Here is an 18,551-nt window from a genome sequence, read left to right as displayed (position 1 = left end):
TCAACGGCCTGTGCGACGACCTGTCACATCAGTTGACGACAGCGGGCTGCCGCTGTCAATCGGGGATCAGACGCTCGCGGTGTCGGCCTTGTCGGTGTCGGCGCGGTCGGGGACGAAGCGGTAGCCGACGTTGCGGACCGTTCCGATCAGCGACTCGTACTCGGTGCCGAGCTTGGCGCGCAGCCGCCGGACGTGCACGTCGACCGTCCTGGTGCCGCCGAAGTAGTCGTAGCCCCAGACCTCCTGCAGCAGCTGGGCCCTGGTGAAGACCCTGCCGGGGTGCTGGGCGAGGTATTTGAGCAGCTCGAACTCCTTGAACGTGAGGTCGAGCACGCGCCCGCGCAGCCGCGCGGTGTAGGTCGCCTCGTCGATCGACAGGTCACCGCTGCGGATCTCGTCGGGCACCTCCTCGGCCGCCGCCTGCGAGATGCGGCCGGTGGCCATGCGCAGCCGCGCCTCCACCTCGGCCGGGCCCGCGCTGTCGAGCAGGACGTCGTCGACGCCCCACTCGGCGGTCATGGCGGCGAGCCCGCCCTCGGTGACGATGACGAGGAGCGGGCAGTCGATGCCGGTGGTCCTGATGAGCCGGCACAGGCTCTTGGCCTGCACGAGCTCCTTGCGCGCGTCGACGAGGACCGCGTCGGCGGGCGGGGTGTCGATGAGCGCGGACGCCTCCGCGGGCGAGACCCGGACCGAGTGGAGCAGCAACCCCAGCGCAGGCAGCACCTCGGAGGACGGCTCGAGGGCGTTGGTCAGCAGCAGCAGGTTGCTCATTACGGCCTCCTCAAACACGCAAGGACCCGGGGGCTACGTCGCCCGAGTCCATGTGAGTGAGGATATCCCACGAGTTAGTCGCGTCCATTGCGCGTCCAGCAGGTGAACAGCGCGTCTCCTGAAACAAGCTCGTTAAGGAGAACGCACAATAGAGCTGAAACGATTGTGAGGCAGGCATGGCCACAGGAAAAATACGTTATTGGGCGGCGGCGAAGGATGCCGCCGGAGTCGCGGAAGAGTCGTTCGACGCGGTCACTCTTGGTGAACTCATGACCAAAATCACACGAGATCGTGACGAACTGGCCAGGGTGGTCCTGCGCTGCTCGTTCCTGGTGGACGGCTCACCTGTGGGAAAGCGCGCGCACGATCAGGTCGTGCTCGCCGACGGCTCGGTCGTCGAGGTGCTGCCGCCCTTCGCCGGCGGCTGATCCGCTGGTGAGCAACCGCTTTCCGGGGGAATGAGTCATGCCGGATCGATAGGCTCTTGACCCCCGCCCAAGACAGGGAGCCCCATGCGCAAGCTGATCGTTTCGCTGATCGTGCTCGTCATTCTCCTTGTCGCCGCCGACCGGGTCGCCGTCGCGGGCGTCGAGCGCGATCTCGCCAATCGCATCGCCGCCTCCGCCGACCTGTCCGGCACCCCGACCGTCACCATTACGGGCATCCCCTTTCTGACCCAGGCCATCTCCGGCCACTACCCGGAGGTGCGGTTCGACCTCGGCACGTTCACCTACGGCGGCGTGCCCGTGCGCAACCTGCACGGCGCCGCCCACGACGTGACCGCGCCGCTCGACGGCATCCTGCAGAACCGCCCCGACGTCAGGGCCCGCCGCGTCACCGTCACCGGCACGCTCAGCAGGGCCACCATCGACAAATACGCGCCCCAGGGAGTCAAGATCGGCGGCAACGGCGACAGGCTCACCGCGTCGGGCGAGGTGACGGTGGGCGCCCAGAAGGTGAAGTTCGACGCCGAGATGCGGGTCGAGCTCATCGACGGCGGCATCAGGGTCCAGGCAGAGAAGATCGAGGGCGTGCCCGACCAGGTCGCCAGGCTGGTCTCCTACACCATCCCGTTCAAGGGCGAGCTGCCCTTCGACGTGAAGGTGACCGGGGTCAGGAGCGTGCCGGGCGGGCTGGAGTTCTCGGCAGAAGCGTCTGACGTGCCGATCCGTGGATGAGCGTGAACCGACGCGTCGCCGCGTACGTGATGAGGACGTGACAGCAGCGGACACCGCCGACGAGGAACTCGTGAGGACCCTCTTCGACGAGCACGCTGGGCCACTCTACGGTTACGTGCTTCGCATGACCGGCGACTCGGGCCGGGCCGAGGACGTCGTCCAGGAGACCCTGTTGCGGGCCTGGCGGCATCCCGAGGCCATGTCCGGACGGCCGATCCGCGCGTGGTTGTTCACAGTGGCCCGTAATCTCGTCGTGGACCAGCATCGCGCCAGGAAGGCCAGGCCGCCGGAGACCGGCGACGAGGCGCTGGCGGTCCTGCCGGCCGACGACGAGCTCGAGCGCGCGGTCGAGTCGTGGGCGGTGGCCGAGGCGCTCGCCGCGCTGCGGCCCGAGCACCGCGACGTGCTGCTGGAGGTCTACTACCGGGGGCGATCGGTGAAGGAGGCGTCGGCGACGCTGGGCATACCGCCGGGAACGGTCAAGTCCCGTACGTACTACGCGTTGCGCGCCCTGAAGCTGGCGCTCGAAGAACGGGGGCTGGCGCCGTGATGACGTGTGAGGAGGTCCGGATCGCGCTCGGCGCGCACGCCCTGGGCGCACTCGACCCGGAAGAAGCACTGGAGATCAACCACCACCTGGCCACCTGCGAGGCGTGCGGCGCCGAGCTGGAGGAGCTGGCCGGCCTCACGTCGTTCCTCGGGAAGGTGTCCGAGCGCGACGTCGAGGTGGTGACCAGCCCGCCGCGGCAGGTGCTCGACCGGCTGCTCAACGACCGCGCCAGACGGTCGCGACGCGGCCGGATCCTGACCGCGGTCGCGGCGTGCGCGGCGGTGCTGGTGGTGGGCGGCACGGTCTGGACGTCCATCCAGGTCACGTCGAGCCACGAGGCGACGACCGCCCAGGCGCCCGCGGCCGCGCGGTCCCAGGAGTCGGGCCCGCGGGTCCTGGCCGACCAGGGCGCGTCGGAGGAGAGCGCCGGCGACCGTCCCATGGTCGAGCCCCGCCGCTCCGACCAGCCCGACCAGTCTGACCAGTCCGACCAGTCCGACGCCGCCAAGCAGGCCCCCACCGAGCAGCCGTACGGCGCGGCCGCCACCCCGAGCCCCAGCCGGGCTCTGAAGACCCCGGCCCCGTCCGACGCGGAACTCCGCGCTTCTCCCGCGCCCCGCAAGGCTCAGGAAGGACGCGAGTTCACCGGCGAGAACCGCGCGGACGGCTACCGCGCCACAGTCCAGGCCCTTCCCGCCGAAACCGGCACCGAATTGGGCGTCCGCGTCACGGGCATCCCCGTCGGCACCACGTGCGGCCTGGTCGTGGTCGCCGCCGACGGCCGCCGCGAAACTACGCAGACCTGGCAGATCGCCCCCGACACCTACCGCGAAAGAACGGTCTTCTCCCGCCGCACCTCACTGGCGCTGTCGGAGATCACCCACTTCGAAGTGGTGGACGACTCAGGCAACCCCCTGATCAAAATCCCCGCCGGCAAGTGACCCGCGGCCTCGGCCCGCCCGCGTTTCTCGCTCAGCCGCGCGGGCCTCGCGGCTGAGCGTGCCTTCCGGCGGGGCTCGCCCCGCCGACACCCCTTCCCCCACCTCCAGCCACCGACGGTGGGAAGGAAACGCGGGGGTGGGAGGTTGCACCGGGGGATGACCGGAGGGCGTCGGCGGCGGCGCTCGGCTTGTTGATCGGGGTGAGTCACCTGCGTCGGGACGATCGCGCACATGAGGCTGCCCCCGAGCGTCTTTCCGCGGAGGAGCTCGGGGAAGGGCTGGGGGAGCGGGCGACGCTCGTGCAGTTCTCGACGGCGTTCTGTCAGCCGTGCCGGGCGACCCGCAGGATTCTGGCCGATGTGAGCGCGCTGGTTCCGGGGGTGCGGCACGTCGAGGTGGACGCCGAGTCGCGGCTGGAGCTCGTCCGCAGGCTGGGGATCACCGGCACGCCGACCGTGCTGGTGCTCGATCCGGCGGGGACGGTGGTGAAGAGGGCTTCTGGGCTGCCCAGAAAGACCGAGGTGCTGGCGGCGCTGGCGCTGGCCGTACCGAAAGTGTGACCGGAAGTGTGACCGGATGTGTGAGAGGCGATGCGTCTCACATGTCGTCTCACCAACCGGACGAGATGTGACAGATGACGAGACGCCGAGTACTGTCATGTTCATGAACCCATCGACAGAGCTGCTGACGAAGCGGCGCGCGGTTGATTTCTGCCGCGTCGCCACCGCGCTCTGTCGCGCTGCCTGAGGACGATCTCGCGCGGATTCGCCATCCGCCTCAAATCGACCCTTCAGGAGCATCCTGCGATGCGTGCCGATCCTAGAATGCTGCGCTTCGGCGCGGCCGTCATCACCCAGATCCTCGCCTCCGCCCTGATCTCCGAGAGCCTCCGGCTGCTCGCCGTCAGGGCGCTGAGTCGCGCACTGGGTGCGTTCCGTCGCTCACCGCAAATGATGCTCCGCCCGGCGCCCGGCGCCGGGAAGGACCCCGGACTCGTCCGGCCGGTCCTCGCGGTCGTGGGGCCGGCCGGATTCGCCGCCGTAATCACGCCGCAGGCCCTTTCGGCCTCGGCCGCGGCCACCCTCGCCGCCTTCCTCATCGCAGCCTGCGGATTCTGCCTTGGCTGCGCGATGTACCTGCTCATTCGCCGACTACTGCCCGCCGCCAACATGGAGGTATCCCAATGAGCCGCTCCGCCGCCCTGGTGGACGCCGACTGGGTCGAGGCCAACCTCGACACGCCCGGAGTCGTCCTCGTCGAGGTCGACGAGGACGTCAGCGCCTACGACAAGGGCCACATCCGTGGCGCCGTGAAGGTCGACTGGCGTCAGGACCTGCAGGACCCGGTGCGACGCGACTTCGTCGACAAGACCGGTTTCGAGGCCCTGCTGTCCGACCGTGGCATTTCCAACGACGACACCGTCGTGCTCTACGGCGGCAACAACAACTGGTTCGCCGCCTACGCCTACTGGTACTTCAAGCTCTACGGCCACGCGAACGTCAAGCTGCTCGACGGCGGCCGCAAGAAGTGGGAGCTCGACTCCCGCGAGCTGGTGCGCGACGTGCCCCAGCGGCCCAAGACGCAGTACGTCGCCAAGGACCAGGACACCGCGATCCGCGCCTTCCGCGACGACGTGGTGTCGGCGATCGGCAAGCTCAACCTGGTCGACGTGCGCTCGCCCGACGAGTTCACCGGCAAGCTGCTGGCCCCCGCCCACCTGCCGCAGGAGCAGGCGCAGCGCGGCGGCCACGTGCCGACGGCCCGCAACATCCCGTGGTCCAAGGCGGCCAACGACGACGGCACCTTCAAGTCCGACGACGACCTGCGCGCCCTCTACCAGGAGGCCGGGGTCGACTTCGGCAAGGACACCATCGCCTACTGCCGCATCGGCGAGCGGTCGGCGCACACCTGGTTCGTGCTCCACGAGATCCTGGAGCAGTCCAACGTGAAGAACTACGACGGTTCGTGGACCGAATACGGCTCGCTCGTGGGCGTGCCGATCGAGCTGGGGGAGGCCCGCTGATGAGTGCACAAGGGTGCGGGGCGCCGGAGCAGACCGTGGCGCTGCCCGCCGGCATCGATCTGTCCAACCAGGCCGTCATCCAGGGCGTCGTGACCGGCGCCGGCACCGCCTACGCGCGGCTGCTCGACCACTCGGGTGAGTTCACCGGCGAGGTCGTGGTCTCCGACGACGGTGTCTTCCGTTTCTTCGCCGCCCCTGGCGACTGGACCGTCCGCATCATCGCGGGCGGCGGCGTCACCCGTGACGTCCAGGTCCAGGCCAAGCTGGGTGAGGTCGCCCAGCTCGCGGTGGCCGTCTGACCCATGACGAAGGGCCCGCGTCCGGCTGACGGACGCGGGCCCTTCGCGTGTCTCACGCTGGTGGGGTGGGGTAACGCATGAGGAGCGTGGCGCGTACGACGTCGGGACCGTGCGCGCGGTAGCCGTGCGGCACGTCGGACCGCCACGAGATGTGGTCGCCCGGGCCGGCCGTGAGCGGCGCGTCGACGGGGCCGGCGCTCAGGGTGCCGGTGAAGACCGTGACGTGCTCGCTCACCCCCTCGTGATGGGCGGGTGAGGTCTGGGTGAGGCCGGGCGGGACGCGTACGCGGTAGAGCTCGTACGTGACCCGGTCGTCCTCGAAGACCTCGAGCAGCTCGGCCTCGATGGCCGTGCCCCGCATGACCTGCGGCTCCGGCGGCGCGTCGAGGATGGCCCCGATGGGCACGCCCAGCTGCGCGGTGATCGCCCACAGGGTTTCGAGCGTGGGGTTGCGGGTGCCGGTCTCCACGCCCGACAGCGTGGCCTTGCCGATGCCCGCCCGCTTGGCCAGCTCGGAGAGCGAGACGCCGCGCGCCTGTCGCAGCCGCCGCAATCGATCGCCCACCACGCGGGGATCGGTGTCGATCGCGGGTTGCGGTTTCATACCGCAATGGTGCCGCACGGGAGGCGGGTCGTGACCCCGTTCGCCGAGGGGAAACCTTTGTCACCGCCGGGGTAAGGCGCCGCTCACCTGGCTCTTGATCGCGCAGCGTCTTCAAGGGTTGCGGCTGCGTCACATGGGACAGAACGCTACGATTCCACAGATGTCCGGTTCGACAGGTGTGACGGCGCCGCCGCAACCAGGGCCCCCGCCGGCTCAGCAGATGCCGTCGCCGTACTCACTGCCCCTGCACGCCCTCCGCCTGGCGGGCAAGTGCGCCGCGCCGCTGATCCTCTGGTACGCCGCGGGCCAGCTCGTCCGCTTCGTGCTGCTCTACGCCGCATCCGAGGTCGCGTACGGGGACTACCGGCAGGTCCGCCTCGTCGCCGTCATGACCCTGCTGACGCTCATCGTGCTCGCTGCGATGACCGTCACCGCCGGCATGCTGCACAGCCTGCGCGGCGCGCTGTGGGAGGTGCGCGCACGAGCCGGGGACGGCGTCAGGGAGGAGAAGTTCTTCCGCACCCTCGACCGGATCGCGCCCGCGTTCGCGGTGCTCTATCTGGCCTGGGGCTTCCAGAAGGAGGACGCCAGGGACGTCTTCCAGATGGACATCTTCCACCACCTCTACGACCAGCAGGACGCGTCCTTCTTCGGTGAGCAGAGCGACGTCGGCCGCGGCCTGGTCGACCTGGACTGGCGGGTCTCGCTCGGCGCCATGGCCGTCACCTTCGGGCTCAAGTGGCTGTTCTCCAAGTTCGTCGAGCAGAACAAGGGCAGGTTCTTCGGCTTCCTCGCCGCCTTCTCCGAGTTCGCCTTCGTCTTCTACGGCCTGAACGCCACCGTCGCCTTCAGCGACGCCCGCTCGGAGTGGGTGCAGCACCGCAAGGCCATCGCCGGCACCGAGGAACTGCTCACCCAGGCCAAGGAGAACGTGCCGCTCTGGGACACCGTCACGAGCTGGTGGGGCGAGGTGTGGCCGCTGTTCCTCGACGGCGTGGCCGTGCCGCTCGCCTGGCTCACCGTGGCCATGCTGGTCTTCGGCGCGTTCTCCGACGAGGCCCGCACCCTGCTCAGGGGCACCCGCCTGGAGCGCGGCATCGACCGGCTGGAGAGCAGCCACGACATCACGCAGAAGTCGTTCGACCAGCTCACCGGCGGGTTCAGGGACCGCTGGGTGCCGCTCGCCAACTCGCTGCGGATGATCTTCAACGGCGGGATGCCGCTGTTCGGCATGATGTGCCTGTGCTACGCCGCCCTCGAGATAGGCGGCCAGTACGCGCAGCGCGGCGTCATGATGCTCATCGGCGTCCGGGACGAGTGGGTCGGCGTCTACCAGGCGGTGCCCGTGTCGTTCGTCCGGGACATGGTGGTGACCGTGCTCAGCATGGCGCTGCTGGCGGCCACGTACGATCTCGCGGCCACCCGCGCCCGCCTGGCCGGCCGCCCGCTCGAGGACGGGTGACCGGCCGGCTCAGCGGCGCCTGAACCGCAGCACCTCCACGTCCGGCACCAGCTTCTCCGCGCCCTCGCGGGTGAACAGCTCATCGGTCGGGGTGTCGGAACGGTAGTTGCTGGGCCGGAACGACAGCTCCACCTCGTTCGCCACCGGCGTCGGCACGATCGCCAGCCCCTGGATCCTGTACTCCCTGCCCACCACGAGCCGGTCCGTCGGCCGGTCGCCCACCGCCTCGATGGGCGCCGTCCAGATCCGTCCCGCGCGGTCCTGCACCTGGACGTCGGTGGGCTCCGCCACCATCGTGGCGCTGCCCTTGTCGACGACCTTCCTGGAGATGTCCACCTTGAGCCAGGTCACCTCGGGGCCGTGCGCGCTGCCCGGGGGCGCGTCGGTGCGGGACAGGGCGGCCTTCCACTCGACGCCGTTCACCTTGCCCGCCTGGCCCGCCGCGACGACGATCTCCTTCGTCTCCTTCTCGGTGGTCTTCTCGTAGAAGACGTGGCCGTCGTAGGTCTGTGCGGCGGTCGTCAGCAGGCACGCCAGCACGGCCGCCGCGGCCACCAGCGCCGTACGCCGCTTCGACCTGCCCCCGCCTTGGGCCCCGGTGCTTTCCGCGGGCCCCTGCCCGCTCGCTTCGGGGCCGGGGAACGGCTCGGCGCCTGGGGCCGGGGCGCCCTGCGCGAAGGACTGCCCCTCTCCGGCCGCGAGACCCGGCGCTCCCGCCGCGATGGGCGGGGCAATGGGTGGGGCGATGGGCGGTTGAGCCGGGGCGCCCGGCCGGTACTGCGGCGGCGGCCCGGCCGTCCTGACGGCGGGAATGGGTTGCGTCGCACCGCTGACCGGCTCGCGAGGAGCGGGCGGCCACACCTGCTGATCACTGGTGGCCCGCCGCCCCCGCACATCACCGACCTGCGGCCCGCCCCCCGGCCCGAACCGCCGCCCCCGCCCGGACCCTTGACCGGCCCCCCGCCGGTCACCGGGCCCCTGGCCGGGCCCCCGCTGGTCGCCGGGCCCTTGACCGGGCCCCCGCTGGTCGCCGGGCCCTTGACCGGGACTCCACTGGTCACCGGACCCCTGATCAGGGCCACGCTGGTCGCCGGGCCCTTGGCCGAAGCCGCGCCCGTCGCTCTGTCCGAACGCCGCCTCAGGGCCTTGCTCGCCGTAAGCGGGCCCACCGGAGTGCCTGCCGCCGCGCTGCCCGCCCCCGCCATCACCCGGCACCGCCGGCGCGCTGCCGGGCCCGAACACGGGATCACCCGCCGGCGCCTGGGCATGCCTGGGCGCTCCGGCCGGAGTGCCGCCCCAGCCCTGCTCAGGGGCGTAGGCGGGGGTGTCGGCCCGGCCCTGGTGAGGGGCGTGGGGAGGGGTGTCGGTCGGTGGGCCGGCCCAGGCTTGCTGAGGGGCGTCGGGGTGTGCGGCGCTCCAGGCTTGGTCTGAGCCGTAGGAGGGGCCGCTTGGCTGCGGGGCACGGGGGGCTGGCGCGGGCGCTTGTGCGGGGTCGTAGGCGCCTCTGGGAGCCCAGCCGGCGGGTTCGGCCGGGTGGCCGTGGGGCGCAGAGGGGTCAGGGGCGGCGTGGCGGCGGCGGGGCTGAGGGGCGGGCGCGTTCCCGGGGGTCCAGTCGTGTTCGGACGGGGACCAGTCATAGGCGGACGGGGCGCCCTGACCGGACGCGCGGCCGGGGAGCCCGCCCCGCATGCCGGGCCCCGGCGGAAGGCCCTTGCCAGGGGCCTGCTCGTGGGCCGACCGCGGCGGGACGTCGGACCCGGGCCCGACGGCGGGTTCTGCGGCGTGTCTTGCGGTGGGCCCGACGGTGGGCCCGGGGGTGCGCCCGACGGTGGGGCCGACGGTGGGGCCTTTGTCGGGGGTTGCGGTGGGTTCTGTGTCGGGGTCGGGCTTGGGGTCTCTGCGGGGCGAGAACCAGTCGTTCGTGCTCATCCTGAGCTCACTTCTCAACGATCGAGTAGACGTCCTGCGGCGAGTCGGCGAGCTTGCGCGCCGCCGCCTCGTCCAGGCCGAGATCGATCTCGACCTCAGGCCGGTACGGCTCCTGGGCCCCCGCCTGCGGCGGCAGCTTGAACACCACGCGCGCCCCCGGCAGCGCACCGGCGGGGACTTCGAAGAAGAACGGCCCGCTGACCCAGATGTCCGGCTGCACCCACACGTTGGCCAGCGTCTTCTGGCTGTCCACCCGGTCGGTGGCGGCGAACCGCACGCCGTCGGGGGTGAGCAGGTCGGGCTGCCCCAGGTGGTACGGCTTCATGCTGGACCTGGCCGACGCCCGGACGATGAGGAAGACGTTCCCCGTCTCGATGGTCTCGGTGTCGGAGAGCTGGATCTTCCTGGCGGTGGTGAACGAGTCGAGCCGTACGGAGAACCGCTGGGCGTCCACGACCTCGCCCTTGCCGCCCGTGTAGCTGAGCGGGTCGCTGACGGTGCCTCCGAGCGCCTTGGTCTGCAGCCCGACGGCGGCGAGCAGCATCACGAGCCCGGCGGCCACGCCGGCGATCCCGGAGCCGCGGCCACGACGCCGGCCGCCCCGCCTGGACTGGGGGCCGGGGACGGCCTCCGAGCGTTGGTCCGTGAGGGTCATGCCGTGCCGCCCTTCTTCACCGGCAGGGTCACGCGGGCCTTGACGACGGGCCGCAGGGACCGCTCGCCGGCCTCCTCGGTGACCATGGTCCACTCGAGCCGGGCGTTGTTGAAGCTCTCGCGCTCCTCGAAGGAGGCCACGTCGAGGGTGACCTTGTCGGGCACCTGCACGCCGTCCTGCAGCCGGTACCTGACGACGACCTCGCTGGTCACGCCGGGGTGCAGCTGCCGGGTCTCGCCGCCCTTGCTGAGCGCGAACACGGCCGGCCCCCACTCCTCCTTGATCGTCGGCGTGATCTTCACGAGCGACCCGGCGAAGGTCGTGGACGTGAACGCCTGCTCGGGCTTGGCGGGCGGCGTGCCCACGGGGAGGGTCTCGTCGCCCTTGTTGGTGACGTCGAAGACGAGCTCGAGGAAGCGCTTGTCCTCGTCCCACGTGTTCTGGGCCCGCTCGACCCTGAAGCGTGACTCGACGAACTTGGTGTCGTACAGGCCCTGGTCGAGCACGGCGCCCGGGCTCAGCGGCTCGACCTCCTCGGGAGCCTCGCCGAGGCCGCCCAGCAGGGCGGTGATGCCGATGACGGTCAGAGCCGTCAGGGCGATGGCGGGCACCACTACCGGGCGTCTGGGCTTGTCAGTGCGGTCGCCGGAGGGTTCCGTCATGGGTAAGGATGGTAATAGCTCACGTTCGTCTCATCTGCCGCAATGCTCCCATCGGACTGGTCAAATTGCCGAGAACCCTGCCGCTACGGTGGTTCTAGCTCATACGCTGTCACGGAGCGGGAATGGGCTGAGCCCTACACCTAATGACATATCGGCGGCCGGAGGGTCACGTGGCGGACGTGCATCCCGAGCATGCCCAGCTCCAGGCGGACCGCATCTACCTGGGCTGGCAGTACATCCTGCTCCATCCCGATCCGGGGCCGCCGCCCAAACGCCCCTCGCCGGGCGAGGAGGCCGCCGCGCAGGAGCCGCCCGACCCCGCCGCGTCCGAGCTGCTGCGCCGCGAGCGGCAGCTGGAGGACATGCTCAACCGGCCGGTACGCCACGTCCGCCTGTTCATGCTCGTCCTCACCGTGCTCATCCTGGGCGCCGCGCTGTCCGGCTACCTCGCCTGGCCCTTCGCCCTGCTCGGGCTGGTCGCGGCCGGCGGCGTGGCGGGCATCTGCAGCTACGCGCTGCTGCAGGGCGACCGCGCGGTCAGGTACCGGGTCCTCGAACAGCAGGCCAAGGACGAACGGCGACGTCAGGAACGTGACAAGGAGCTGTTCCGCGCGCAGGAGGAGCACGCCCAGCGCTACCGCGAGTGGCAGGAGTCGAAGGAGCGCCACGACAGGCAGCTGACCTGGTACGCCGTCTCGGTGCCCGACGAGATCGACCGCATCGACGTGGCGGGCGGCACCTTACCCGGCTGGTCGGCGCTGGTGACGCTGATCGGCGCGACCCGGCTCTACAGCGGCGGCCACCTCACGGTGCTCGACCTGTCGGAGGGCGCGATCGCCAAGGACCTGATCGAGCTGGCCCGCAAGGGCGGCGACGACCCGCTGGTGTGGGTGCTGCCGGTCGACCTGCCGCGGCTCGACCTCGGAGCCACGCTCAAGCCTGAGGCGTTCGCCGACGTCCTGGCCCATGTGGTGAGCGTCAGCGAGGAGCACCGCACCACCCGCGACCTGAGCTTCGACAACGCGATCCTGGAGCGGGTGCTTGAGGTGCTCGGCGAGAACGCCACGATCAGCCAGGTCACCGCCGCGCTGCGGGCCCTGGCGCAGGTGGGCGACCCGCGCGACGACCTGAGGTACGGGCTGATCACCGCCACCCAGCTCGAACGCATCGGCACGCTGTTCGGGCGCGGGGTGAGCGACCGGGTGGTGATCGAGCGGGCCTGGGCGCTGGAGTCGCAGCTGCGCAAGCTGGAGTCGCTCGGCACCCAGGCCGTGCGCCTGCCGCCGGCCCGGCTGCGGGTGGTGAGCATGGACCGGCAGGCGGGCGTGTTCGGCAACCGGGTGCTCGGCACGTACGTCGCGACGGCCCTGACCCACATCCTGCGCCAGTCGCCCGCCTCCGATCGTCCCTGGTACCACACGATCATCGTGGCGGGCGCCGACAAGCTCAGGGGCGACGTGCTCGACCGGCTCATGGACGCCTGCGAGACCTCGCGTACGGGACTCGTCCTCACCTACCGCTCGCTCACCCCCACGGTCAGGGAGCGGCTCGGCAGGGGCCACGCGGCGGTGGCGTTCATGCGGCTCGGCAACGCCGAGGACGCCCGGGTGGCCAGCGAGCACGTCGGCACCGAGCACCGGCTCGAGCTGGCCCAGCTCACCGAGACGATCAGCGACTCGCTGCCGGGGCTCGACGGCGGCTACACCTCCACGATCGCCCAGGTGGACGACGAGCACGAGGACCGCGACGAGCACGCGCCCGACCTCGCGGGCGACATCACCGAGTCCACCGAGTGGGGGCGCACCGCCGACAAGATCTCCGAGAAGGAGCGGGTGCTGCAGCGCTCGCGCGAGTTCCTCGTCGAGCCGCACCAGCTCCAGCAACTCCCCACCACGTCCGTGATCGTCACGGACGCCACCGCCGAGGGGCGCCGGGTCCGCCTGGCCGACGCGAACCCGGCCATCCTCACCTTCCCCAAGACCACGCTCGGCGAGCTGGAGGAGGTCCGCGAGGCGGTGCTGGCACTCGACCCCAGGGCCGGCGACGGCGACGGAGAGCCGCCACCGAACCTCGGGCCACCACCGCCACGCCTGGACTGGCGCAAGGACAGGCAATGACATGGTCAATGTCAAGGTGACGAGCTGACGGTTGGCGGAATTTAACTACGAACCGTCTGTGGGGGATTGAAATGCAGCCGAGCGTCGCGTTGAGCGGGCCCTGGTATCGAATTCAGTCGATCGCAGCACCCTCGCGAAGCTCGTCGGCGGAATGGGATTTCGTCACCGTGCTTCCCGCGGTGTTGTCGGCGGCGCAGCGTGACCGGCCTTTCGTGATCGGGTGGTTGTCGCGTGGATCGGGGGCGCCGCTAGAGCTGATCACGAACGCGGGGCCGCTGTCGCCGCCGCGCCAGCCGCGCAGGTCCACCGACCTGCCCGACCATCCGAGCGGGCCGCAGCCGCTGCTGTTCCCAGGGGGAGCGCGCGGGATGCGGCTGGACGAGGAGTACCTGGCCGACCTGGCCGACCTGGTGTGGACGCCGTGTCCTGGACGCCAGGCGCCGCCGCTGGGCAGCAGGGGGCGCGAGTTCGACCCCGACGAGCTCAGGCGGCCCACGTTGTTCGAGTCGACGCTGGTCACGCTCATGTCCCGGCCGTTCGCCTGGCTGGTGGTCGCCGAGCCGACCGACCTGCTGGACGCCGAGGTGGCGCACCTGCGCACCCAGCTCAACGTGCTGCGCCAGTACGGCGACGCCTCCGAGCGCTCCCGCTTCGACGCGGAGCGGGCCGAGCGGCGCATGCAGGAGCTGGACGCCTTCCGCGAGGCGGGCCTGTGGAACGTGCGCGTGCTGGCCGGGGGCGCCACCGCCGAGGAGCTGCGGCAGATCGCTCCCGTGCTCGTGGGGTCGGTCGAGATGAGCCATCATCCGTACCGGCTGCGCAGCTCGCACGGGGCCGCGTACGCGCTGCCCGAGGCGCTCGCCATCACCATGCAGGACCCGGCCGACGGCGCCGCGGCCCCCTTCGCCGCGACGGCGGGCGCGCTGGCCGCGCTGGCCGGGCTGCCCCGGCGTGAGGTGCCCGGCGTGCGGGTGCTGGAGTCGGGCTTCTTCGACGTGACGTCCGAGTCGGACGGCGGCGTGGACGGCGGCGAGCTGCTGCTGGGCGAGATCCTCGACGGGCAGGACAGGGGCGTCGGCTCGTTCCGTGTGCCGCTCGCCACGCTCAACCGGCACGCGTTCGTCACCGGCGCGACCGGCTCGGGCAAGTCGCAGACCGTACGCCACCTGCTGGAGCAGCTCAGCCGCGCCCGCATCCCCTGGCTCGCGATCGAGCCCGCCAAGTCCGAGTACGCCGCCATGGCGGGCCGCGTCCCCGACCCGGTCACCGTGATCAACCCGTCGGCCCCCGACGGCGTGCCGTTCAGCGTCAACCCGCTCGAACCCGAGCCCGGCTACCCCGTCCAGGCCCACATCGACATGGTCAGGGCGCTGTTCATGGCCGCGTTCGACGCCGAGGAGCCGTTCCCGCAGATCATGTCGCTGGCCCTGCAGCGCGTCTACGAGGCCACCGGCTGGGACGTCGTCACCGGCGGCGCCGTGCCGGGCTCCGACGTCCCGCCCAGCATCCCCACCCTCGAACAGCTCCAGCAGCACGCCATGGACGTCATCAAGGAGATCGGCTACGGCCGCGAGGTGCAGGCCGACGTCGAGGGCTTCATCTCGCTGCGGCTGCGCTCCCTGCGCGTCGGCTCCGCAGGGCGTTTCTTCGAGGGCGGCCACCCCGCCGACATCGGCGGCCTGCTCGAACGCGACGTCGTGCTCGCCATCGAGGACGTCGCCAACGACGAGGACAAGGCGTTCCTCATGGGCACGCTGATCATCCGCATCGTCGAGCACCTGCGCATGCGCGCCCGGCGCGAGCGCTCGACCGGGCTGCGGCACGTCATCGTCATCGAGGAGGCGCACCGGCTGCTGCGCGACCGCGGCCACGGCCGGGCCTCCACCCACGCCGTCGAGCTGCTGGCCGGGATGCTCGCCGAGATCAGGGCGTACGGCGAGGGCATCGTGGTGGCCGAGCAGATCCCCACCAAGCTCGTCACCGACGTGGTCAAGAACACCGCGCTGAAGGTCGTGCACCGGCTGCCCGCCGAGGACGACAGGCGGCTCGTCGGCGCGGCCATGAACCTCAGCGACGAGCAGTCGCGCCACGTCGTCTCCCTGCAGCCCGGCTCGGCGGCGGTGTTCGCCGACGGCATGGACCGGCCGCTGCGCGTGCGGGTGCCGCTCGGCGAGTCGCGGGAGAAGGTGCTGCCCGGGCCGCCGCCGCCCATCAGGGGGCGCAGGTCGGCCGCGTGCGGGGCGCAGTGCCGTACCGGGCAGGCGTGCACGCTGGTCGAGCTGCGCGAGGCCGACGTGCTCGCCGGGGCGCAGGAGTGGGCCTGGCTGCGCATCTGGTGCGACACGGTCGTGCTGGCCTTCGTCAGCAACCGGCCGCTGCCCGGCGTGCCGCGCGCGCTGTCGGCCGCCTGGGGCGAGCTGCCCGCCCGGCGCAGGGAGTGCCTGCTCGCCACCCTCATCGAGCGCTGCGTGCAGCGGCGCGCCTGGTCGCTGCGCACGTGGTTCGACCCTTCGCTGCTCACCGAGAAGGCCGCGGAGGCCGCCGGCCGGCTGCTCGGCGGGCTCGACAGCGGCGGCGAGCGGCCGGGCGCGTCGTGGGTCATCCCGCAGGTGCGCTGGCTGCACGAGGTGGAGCGGCTCTTCCCGTACGGCCACCCCGCCCCGAACCTGCGCAGCCCCGCGCCGCCCATGGAGTACGCCCTGTTCCGCCCGTCCGCGGGCACCGGCGACCTCGGCCACACCGAGCTGCTCGGCCACCGGGCCAAGGCGCTGCGCCACCACCCGCTGTCCATGGAGGTGGACCACAACAGGGAGCTGGCCTGGCGGGTGATCCTCGGCGACGACGAGCACGAGAGCGTCCAGCGCGACATCCTGACCGTGGCCATCGGGGTCGAGGCGGCGGCCAGGATCCGGCACGTCGGGCAGACCATGGGGGCGGGCTGGCTGGAGGGCGTGCTGTCGTGGCCGCGCCGGTTCGTGCTGCCGTTCGAGCAGGGCGGCGCCCCTGAGATCACCTTCGCAGAGCCGACGGGCCCTCCGGTGAACGCCACCCCTGCCTACAGCACCCCCTCCCCGTGACACGTTTGTGGCACAGCGGAGATCGGGTGGGGTGAACCTTCGCTTGGGCGGTCAAACCGGGCGGGGTTTTCGCGCGCCCCTCCGAACCAGGCGGTAACCCGGACTAGGATCCATGCACATGACCCAGCTTCCTCTGCGGGCCCAGCTCGCCAGCGCCCTGGGACGCAGTGCCGCCACGCTGTCCAGGATGACAGGGCGCGGTGACGGATCGGTGATCGGCGGGCGGGTCGGTCTGCTCCTTGAGCCCGACCTCCTCCGCAAGCTGGCCCGTGACCGCAAGCTGGCTCTGGTCAGTGCGACCAACGGCAAGACCACCACGACCCGGCTGATCACCTCGGCCCTGCTGGAGCTCGGCGAGGTCGCCACCAACGCGTTCGGCGCCAACATGCCGGCCGGCCACGTCTCGGCGCTCTCCCAGCACAAGCGCGCCCCCTACGGCGTGCTGGAGGTCGACGAGAAATACCTGCCCGAGGTCCTCGACACGACGGGCGCGGGCGTCGTCTGCCTGATGAACCTCAGCCGCGACCAGATGGACCGCGCGGCCGAGATCTGGCTGCTGGCCCAGAAGTGGCGCAGGGCGCTGTCCGGCAAGCCCACCCACGTCATCGCCAACTGCGACGACCCGCTCGTCACCTGGGGCGCCTCCACGGCCGCGAAGGTCACCTGGGTGGCCGGCGGCCAGCGCTGGAAAGAGGACTCGTGGTGCTGCCCCGAGTGCGGCGGCCCGCTCGACCGCAAGGACGCCGACTGGGCGTGCCGCGAGTGCACGTTCCACCGTCCTGAGCCGCAGTGGGTGGTCGACGACGATGCGGCGATCGACCCGCGCGGCCAGCGGTGGCTGCTCGACATCCAGCTTCCCGGCCAGGCCAACCGCTCCAACGCGGTGATGGCGCTGGCCGTGGCCGAGGCGTTCGGACTGCCGGTCGAGCAGGCGCTGCCCCGGCTGCGCGAGGTCACCTCCGTCGCGGGCCGCTACACCACGGTCGAGCGCGACGGCCGGCACGCCAGGCTGCTGCTGGCGAAGAACCCGGCGGGCTGGCTCGAGGCGTTCGACGTCGCCGACCCGCAGCTGCCGATCATCCTGTCGGTCAACGCGCAGGGCCCCGACGGCCGCGACACCTCGTGGCTGTGGGACGTCGACTACCGCATCCTGCGCGGGCGCCCGGTGTTCGTCACCGGCCAGCGCCGGCTCGACCTGGCGTTGCGGCTCGACGTGGCGGAGGTGCCGTTCACGCTGTGCGAGTCGTTCAACGAGGCCCTGGCGATGCAGCCGCCCGGCCGGGTCGACGTGATCGCCAACTACACCGCCTTCCAGCAGATCCGATCGGAGTTCGGCCGTGCCGTCTGACAGCGCCCTTCGCATCGTCTGGATCTATCCCGACCTGCTGAGCACCTACGGCGACCAGGGCAACGTGCTGGTCCTGGAGCAGCGGGCGCAGCGGCGGGGCATCGAGACGGAGACGATCCACGTACGCTCGGCCGACCCGGTGCCCGAGACCGGCGACATCTACCTCATCGGCGGCGGCGAGGACCGCCCGCAGATCCTGGCCGCAGGGCGCCTGCGTAAAGACGGCGGCCTGCACCGCGCCGTCGCGCGGGGGGCGTCGCTGCTCGCGGTGTGCGCCGGCTACCAGATCATGGGCAGCACGTTCGGCGGCGAGGAGGGCCAGCCGGTCGACGGCATCGGCCTGCTCGACATCTCCAGCGCGCGCGGTCCCGCGCGTGCGGTGGGCGAGCTGGTGGCCGAGGTGGACGCCGCGCTCAACATCCCCACGCTGACCGGCTTCGAGAACCACATGGGCGTCACCCGCCTGGGCCCCGGCGTCAAGCCGCTGTCGAAGACGATCGTCGGCACCGGCAACGGCGACGGCTTCGAGGGCTGCTACGCCGGCCACGTCGTCGGCACCTACCTCCACGGCCCCGCCCTGGCCCGCAACCCCGGCCTGGCCGACCTGCTGCTGTCGTGGCGTGTGGGCGACCTCGCCCCCCTCGACGACACCCGCTACGAGGCCCTCCGCCAAGAACGCCTCACCACGGTCCTCCAGCAGCAACACTGACCCAGCAGGACACCCCCAGCCCCGCCCGCGCCCCCGCCGCTTGCAGCTCCGCCGTCCGCGGCTGCGCCGTCCGCGGCCCCGCGACCTGCGGCTCTGCCGTCTGCGGCTCTGCCGTCTGCGGCTCTGCCGTCTGCGGCTCCGCCGTCCGCGGCGCGCCGCTGAAGGGTTGTGCTCGCACTCTCTCGCATCCCTCCCTTCCCCTTACCCCTTCCGGCCCGGCTCC

At 71.5% G+C, this 18,551-nt stretch carries 19 protein-coding genes; 14 read left to right on the top strand and 5 right to left on the bottom strand.

Going from position 1 to position 18,551, the window contains the following annotated elements; translation table 11 throughout:
* Positions 1 to 66: 66 nt before the first annotated feature.
* Positions 67 to 774: a response regulator transcription factor gene (locus tag ACFFR3_RS23375; RefSeq protein WP_345395235.1), complete on the bottom strand. Its 708-nt coding sequence runs from the start codon at positions 772 to 774 to the stop codon at positions 67 to 69.
* A gap of 176 nt (positions 775 to 950) precedes the next feature.
* On the opposite strand from ACFFR3_RS23375, the gene ACFFR3_RS23370 reads away from it, so the two are divergent.
* From ACFFR3_RS23370 to ACFFR3_RS23330, 9 genes are all read left to right on the top strand, one after another.
* Complete coding sequence (locus ACFFR3_RS23370) at positions 951 to 1,202, top strand: MoaD/ThiS family protein (RefSeq protein WP_364377966.1); 252 nt, start codon at positions 951 to 953, stop codon at positions 1,200 to 1,202.
* Between the two features lie 84 nt (positions 1,203 to 1,286).
* Entirely contained in the window at positions 1,287 to 1,952 is a 666-nt protein-coding gene (locus ACFFR3_RS23365; protein WP_345395238.1) for an LmeA family phospholipid-binding protein, read from the top strand.
* 37 nt (positions 1,953 to 1,989) lie between these two features.
* Complete coding sequence (locus tag ACFFR3_RS23360; RefSeq protein ID WP_355417109.1) at positions 1,990 to 2,502, top strand: sigma-70 family RNA polymerase sigma factor; 513 nt, start codon at positions 1,990 to 1,992, stop codon at positions 2,500 to 2,502.
* Complete coding sequence (locus ACFFR3_RS23355) at positions 2,502 to 3,443, top strand: anti-sigma factor family protein (protein WP_379483838.1); 942 nt, start codon at positions 2,502 to 2,504, stop codon at positions 3,441 to 3,443. Before ACFFR3_RS23360 ends, ACFFR3_RS23355 begins: the two co-directional genes overlap by 1 nt.
* Positions 3,444 to 3,652: 209 nt before the next feature.
* Entirely contained in the window at positions 3,653 to 4,003 is a 351-nt protein-coding gene (locus ACFFR3_RS23350) for a thioredoxin family protein (RefSeq protein ID WP_379483863.1), read from the top strand.
* Between the two features lie 16 nt (positions 4,004 to 4,019).
* Positions 4,020 to 4,190 (top strand): putative leader peptide, encoded by a 171-nt coding sequence (locus ACFFR3_RS23345; protein ID WP_379483837.1) that lies wholly within the window; start codon positions 4,020 to 4,022, stop codon positions 4,188 to 4,190.
* Positions 4,191 to 4,249: 59 nt separating this feature from the next.
* Positions 4,250 to 4,630: a DUF4395 family protein gene (locus tag ACFFR3_RS23340; RefSeq protein WP_379483836.1), complete on the top strand. Its 381-nt coding sequence runs from the start codon at positions 4,250 to 4,252 to the stop codon at positions 4,628 to 4,630.
* Positions 4,627 to 5,466, top strand: a complete 840-nt coding sequence (locus ACFFR3_RS23335) for a sulfurtransferase (RefSeq protein ID WP_364377972.1) — start codon at positions 4,627 to 4,629, stop codon at positions 5,464 to 5,466. Before ACFFR3_RS23340 ends, ACFFR3_RS23335 begins: the two co-directional genes overlap by 4 nt.
* On the top strand, positions 5,466 to 5,765 hold the full coding sequence (locus ACFFR3_RS23330; RefSeq protein ID WP_355417121.1) for a DUF1416 domain-containing protein: 300 nt from the start codon (positions 5,466 to 5,468) through the stop codon (positions 5,763 to 5,765). The genes ACFFR3_RS23335 and ACFFR3_RS23330 overlap by 1 nt, the downstream gene beginning before the upstream one ends.
* Positions 5,766 to 5,817: 52 nt before the next feature.
* On the opposite strand, the gene ACFFR3_RS23325 is transcribed toward ACFFR3_RS23330, so the two are convergent.
* Complete coding sequence (locus tag ACFFR3_RS23325; RefSeq protein WP_345395247.1) at positions 5,818 to 6,369, bottom strand: helix-turn-helix domain-containing protein; 552 nt, start codon at positions 6,367 to 6,369, stop codon at positions 5,818 to 5,820.
* A 160-nt stretch (positions 6,370 to 6,529) separates the two neighbouring features.
* Between ACFFR3_RS23325 and ACFFR3_RS23320 the strand changes: the two genes are divergently transcribed.
* Positions 6,530 to 7,831, top strand: a complete 1,302-nt coding sequence (locus tag ACFFR3_RS23320; protein WP_345395250.1) for a hypothetical protein — start codon at positions 6,530 to 6,532, stop codon at positions 7,829 to 7,831.
* A gap of 9 nt (positions 7,832 to 7,840) precedes the next feature.
* Here ACFFR3_RS23320 and ACFFR3_RS23315 read toward each other — a convergent pair whose 3' ends face one another.
* From ACFFR3_RS23315 to ACFFR3_RS23305, 3 genes are read right to left on the bottom strand one after another with little or no spacing between them, the layout of a single operon-like run.
* Positions 7,841 to 9,760, bottom strand: a complete 1,920-nt coding sequence (locus ACFFR3_RS23315; protein ID WP_364377977.1) for a hypothetical protein — start codon at positions 9,758 to 9,760, stop codon at positions 7,841 to 7,843.
* Positions 9,761 to 9,767: 7 nt separating this feature from the next.
* Positions 9,768 to 10,415, bottom strand: coding sequence for a hypothetical protein (locus ACFFR3_RS23310; protein WP_364377979.1), 648 nt, complete (start codon positions 10,413 to 10,415; stop codon positions 9,768 to 9,770).
* Complete coding sequence (locus ACFFR3_RS23305; protein ID WP_345395259.1) at positions 10,412 to 11,077, bottom strand: hypothetical protein; 666 nt, start codon at positions 11,075 to 11,077, stop codon at positions 10,412 to 10,414. The genes ACFFR3_RS23310 and ACFFR3_RS23305 overlap by 4 nt, the downstream gene beginning before the upstream one ends.
* A 170-nt stretch (positions 11,078 to 11,247) precedes the next feature.
* On the opposite strand from ACFFR3_RS23305, the gene ACFFR3_RS23300 reads away from it, so the two are divergent.
* From ACFFR3_RS23300 to ACFFR3_RS23285, 4 genes are all read left to right on the top strand, one after another.
* Positions 11,248 to 13,194, top strand: a complete 1,947-nt coding sequence (locus ACFFR3_RS23300) for a hypothetical protein (protein WP_364377981.1) — start codon at positions 11,248 to 11,250, stop codon at positions 13,192 to 13,194.
* 224 nt (positions 13,195 to 13,418) lie between these two features.
* Positions 13,419 to 16,271, top strand: coding sequence for an ATP-binding protein (locus ACFFR3_RS23295; protein WP_364377983.1), 2,853 nt, complete (start codon positions 13,419 to 13,421; stop codon positions 16,269 to 16,271).
* Positions 16,272 to 16,389: 118 nt separating this feature from the next.
* Positions 16,390 to 17,619, top strand: coding sequence for a Mur ligase family protein (locus ACFFR3_RS23290; RefSeq protein WP_345395268.1), 1,230 nt, complete (start codon positions 16,390 to 16,392; stop codon positions 17,617 to 17,619).
* Entirely contained in the window at positions 17,609 to 18,328 is a 720-nt protein-coding gene (locus tag ACFFR3_RS23285) for a type 1 glutamine amidotransferase (RefSeq protein ID WP_364377985.1), read from the top strand. The genes ACFFR3_RS23290 and ACFFR3_RS23285 overlap by 11 nt, the downstream gene beginning before the upstream one ends.
* The last annotated feature ends 223 nt before the right edge of the window (positions 18,329 to 18,551 follow it).

Origin of the sequence: Nonomuraea salmonea (genome assembly GCF_042428605.1) — a bacterium.
Classification (GTDB): Bacteria; Actinomycetota; Actinomycetes; order Streptosporangiales; family Streptosporangiaceae; genus Nonomuraea; species Nonomuraea salmonea.
The sequence above is the reverse complement of the archived record's forward strand: the minus strand, read 5'-3'. Positions and strand labels throughout refer to the sequence as shown.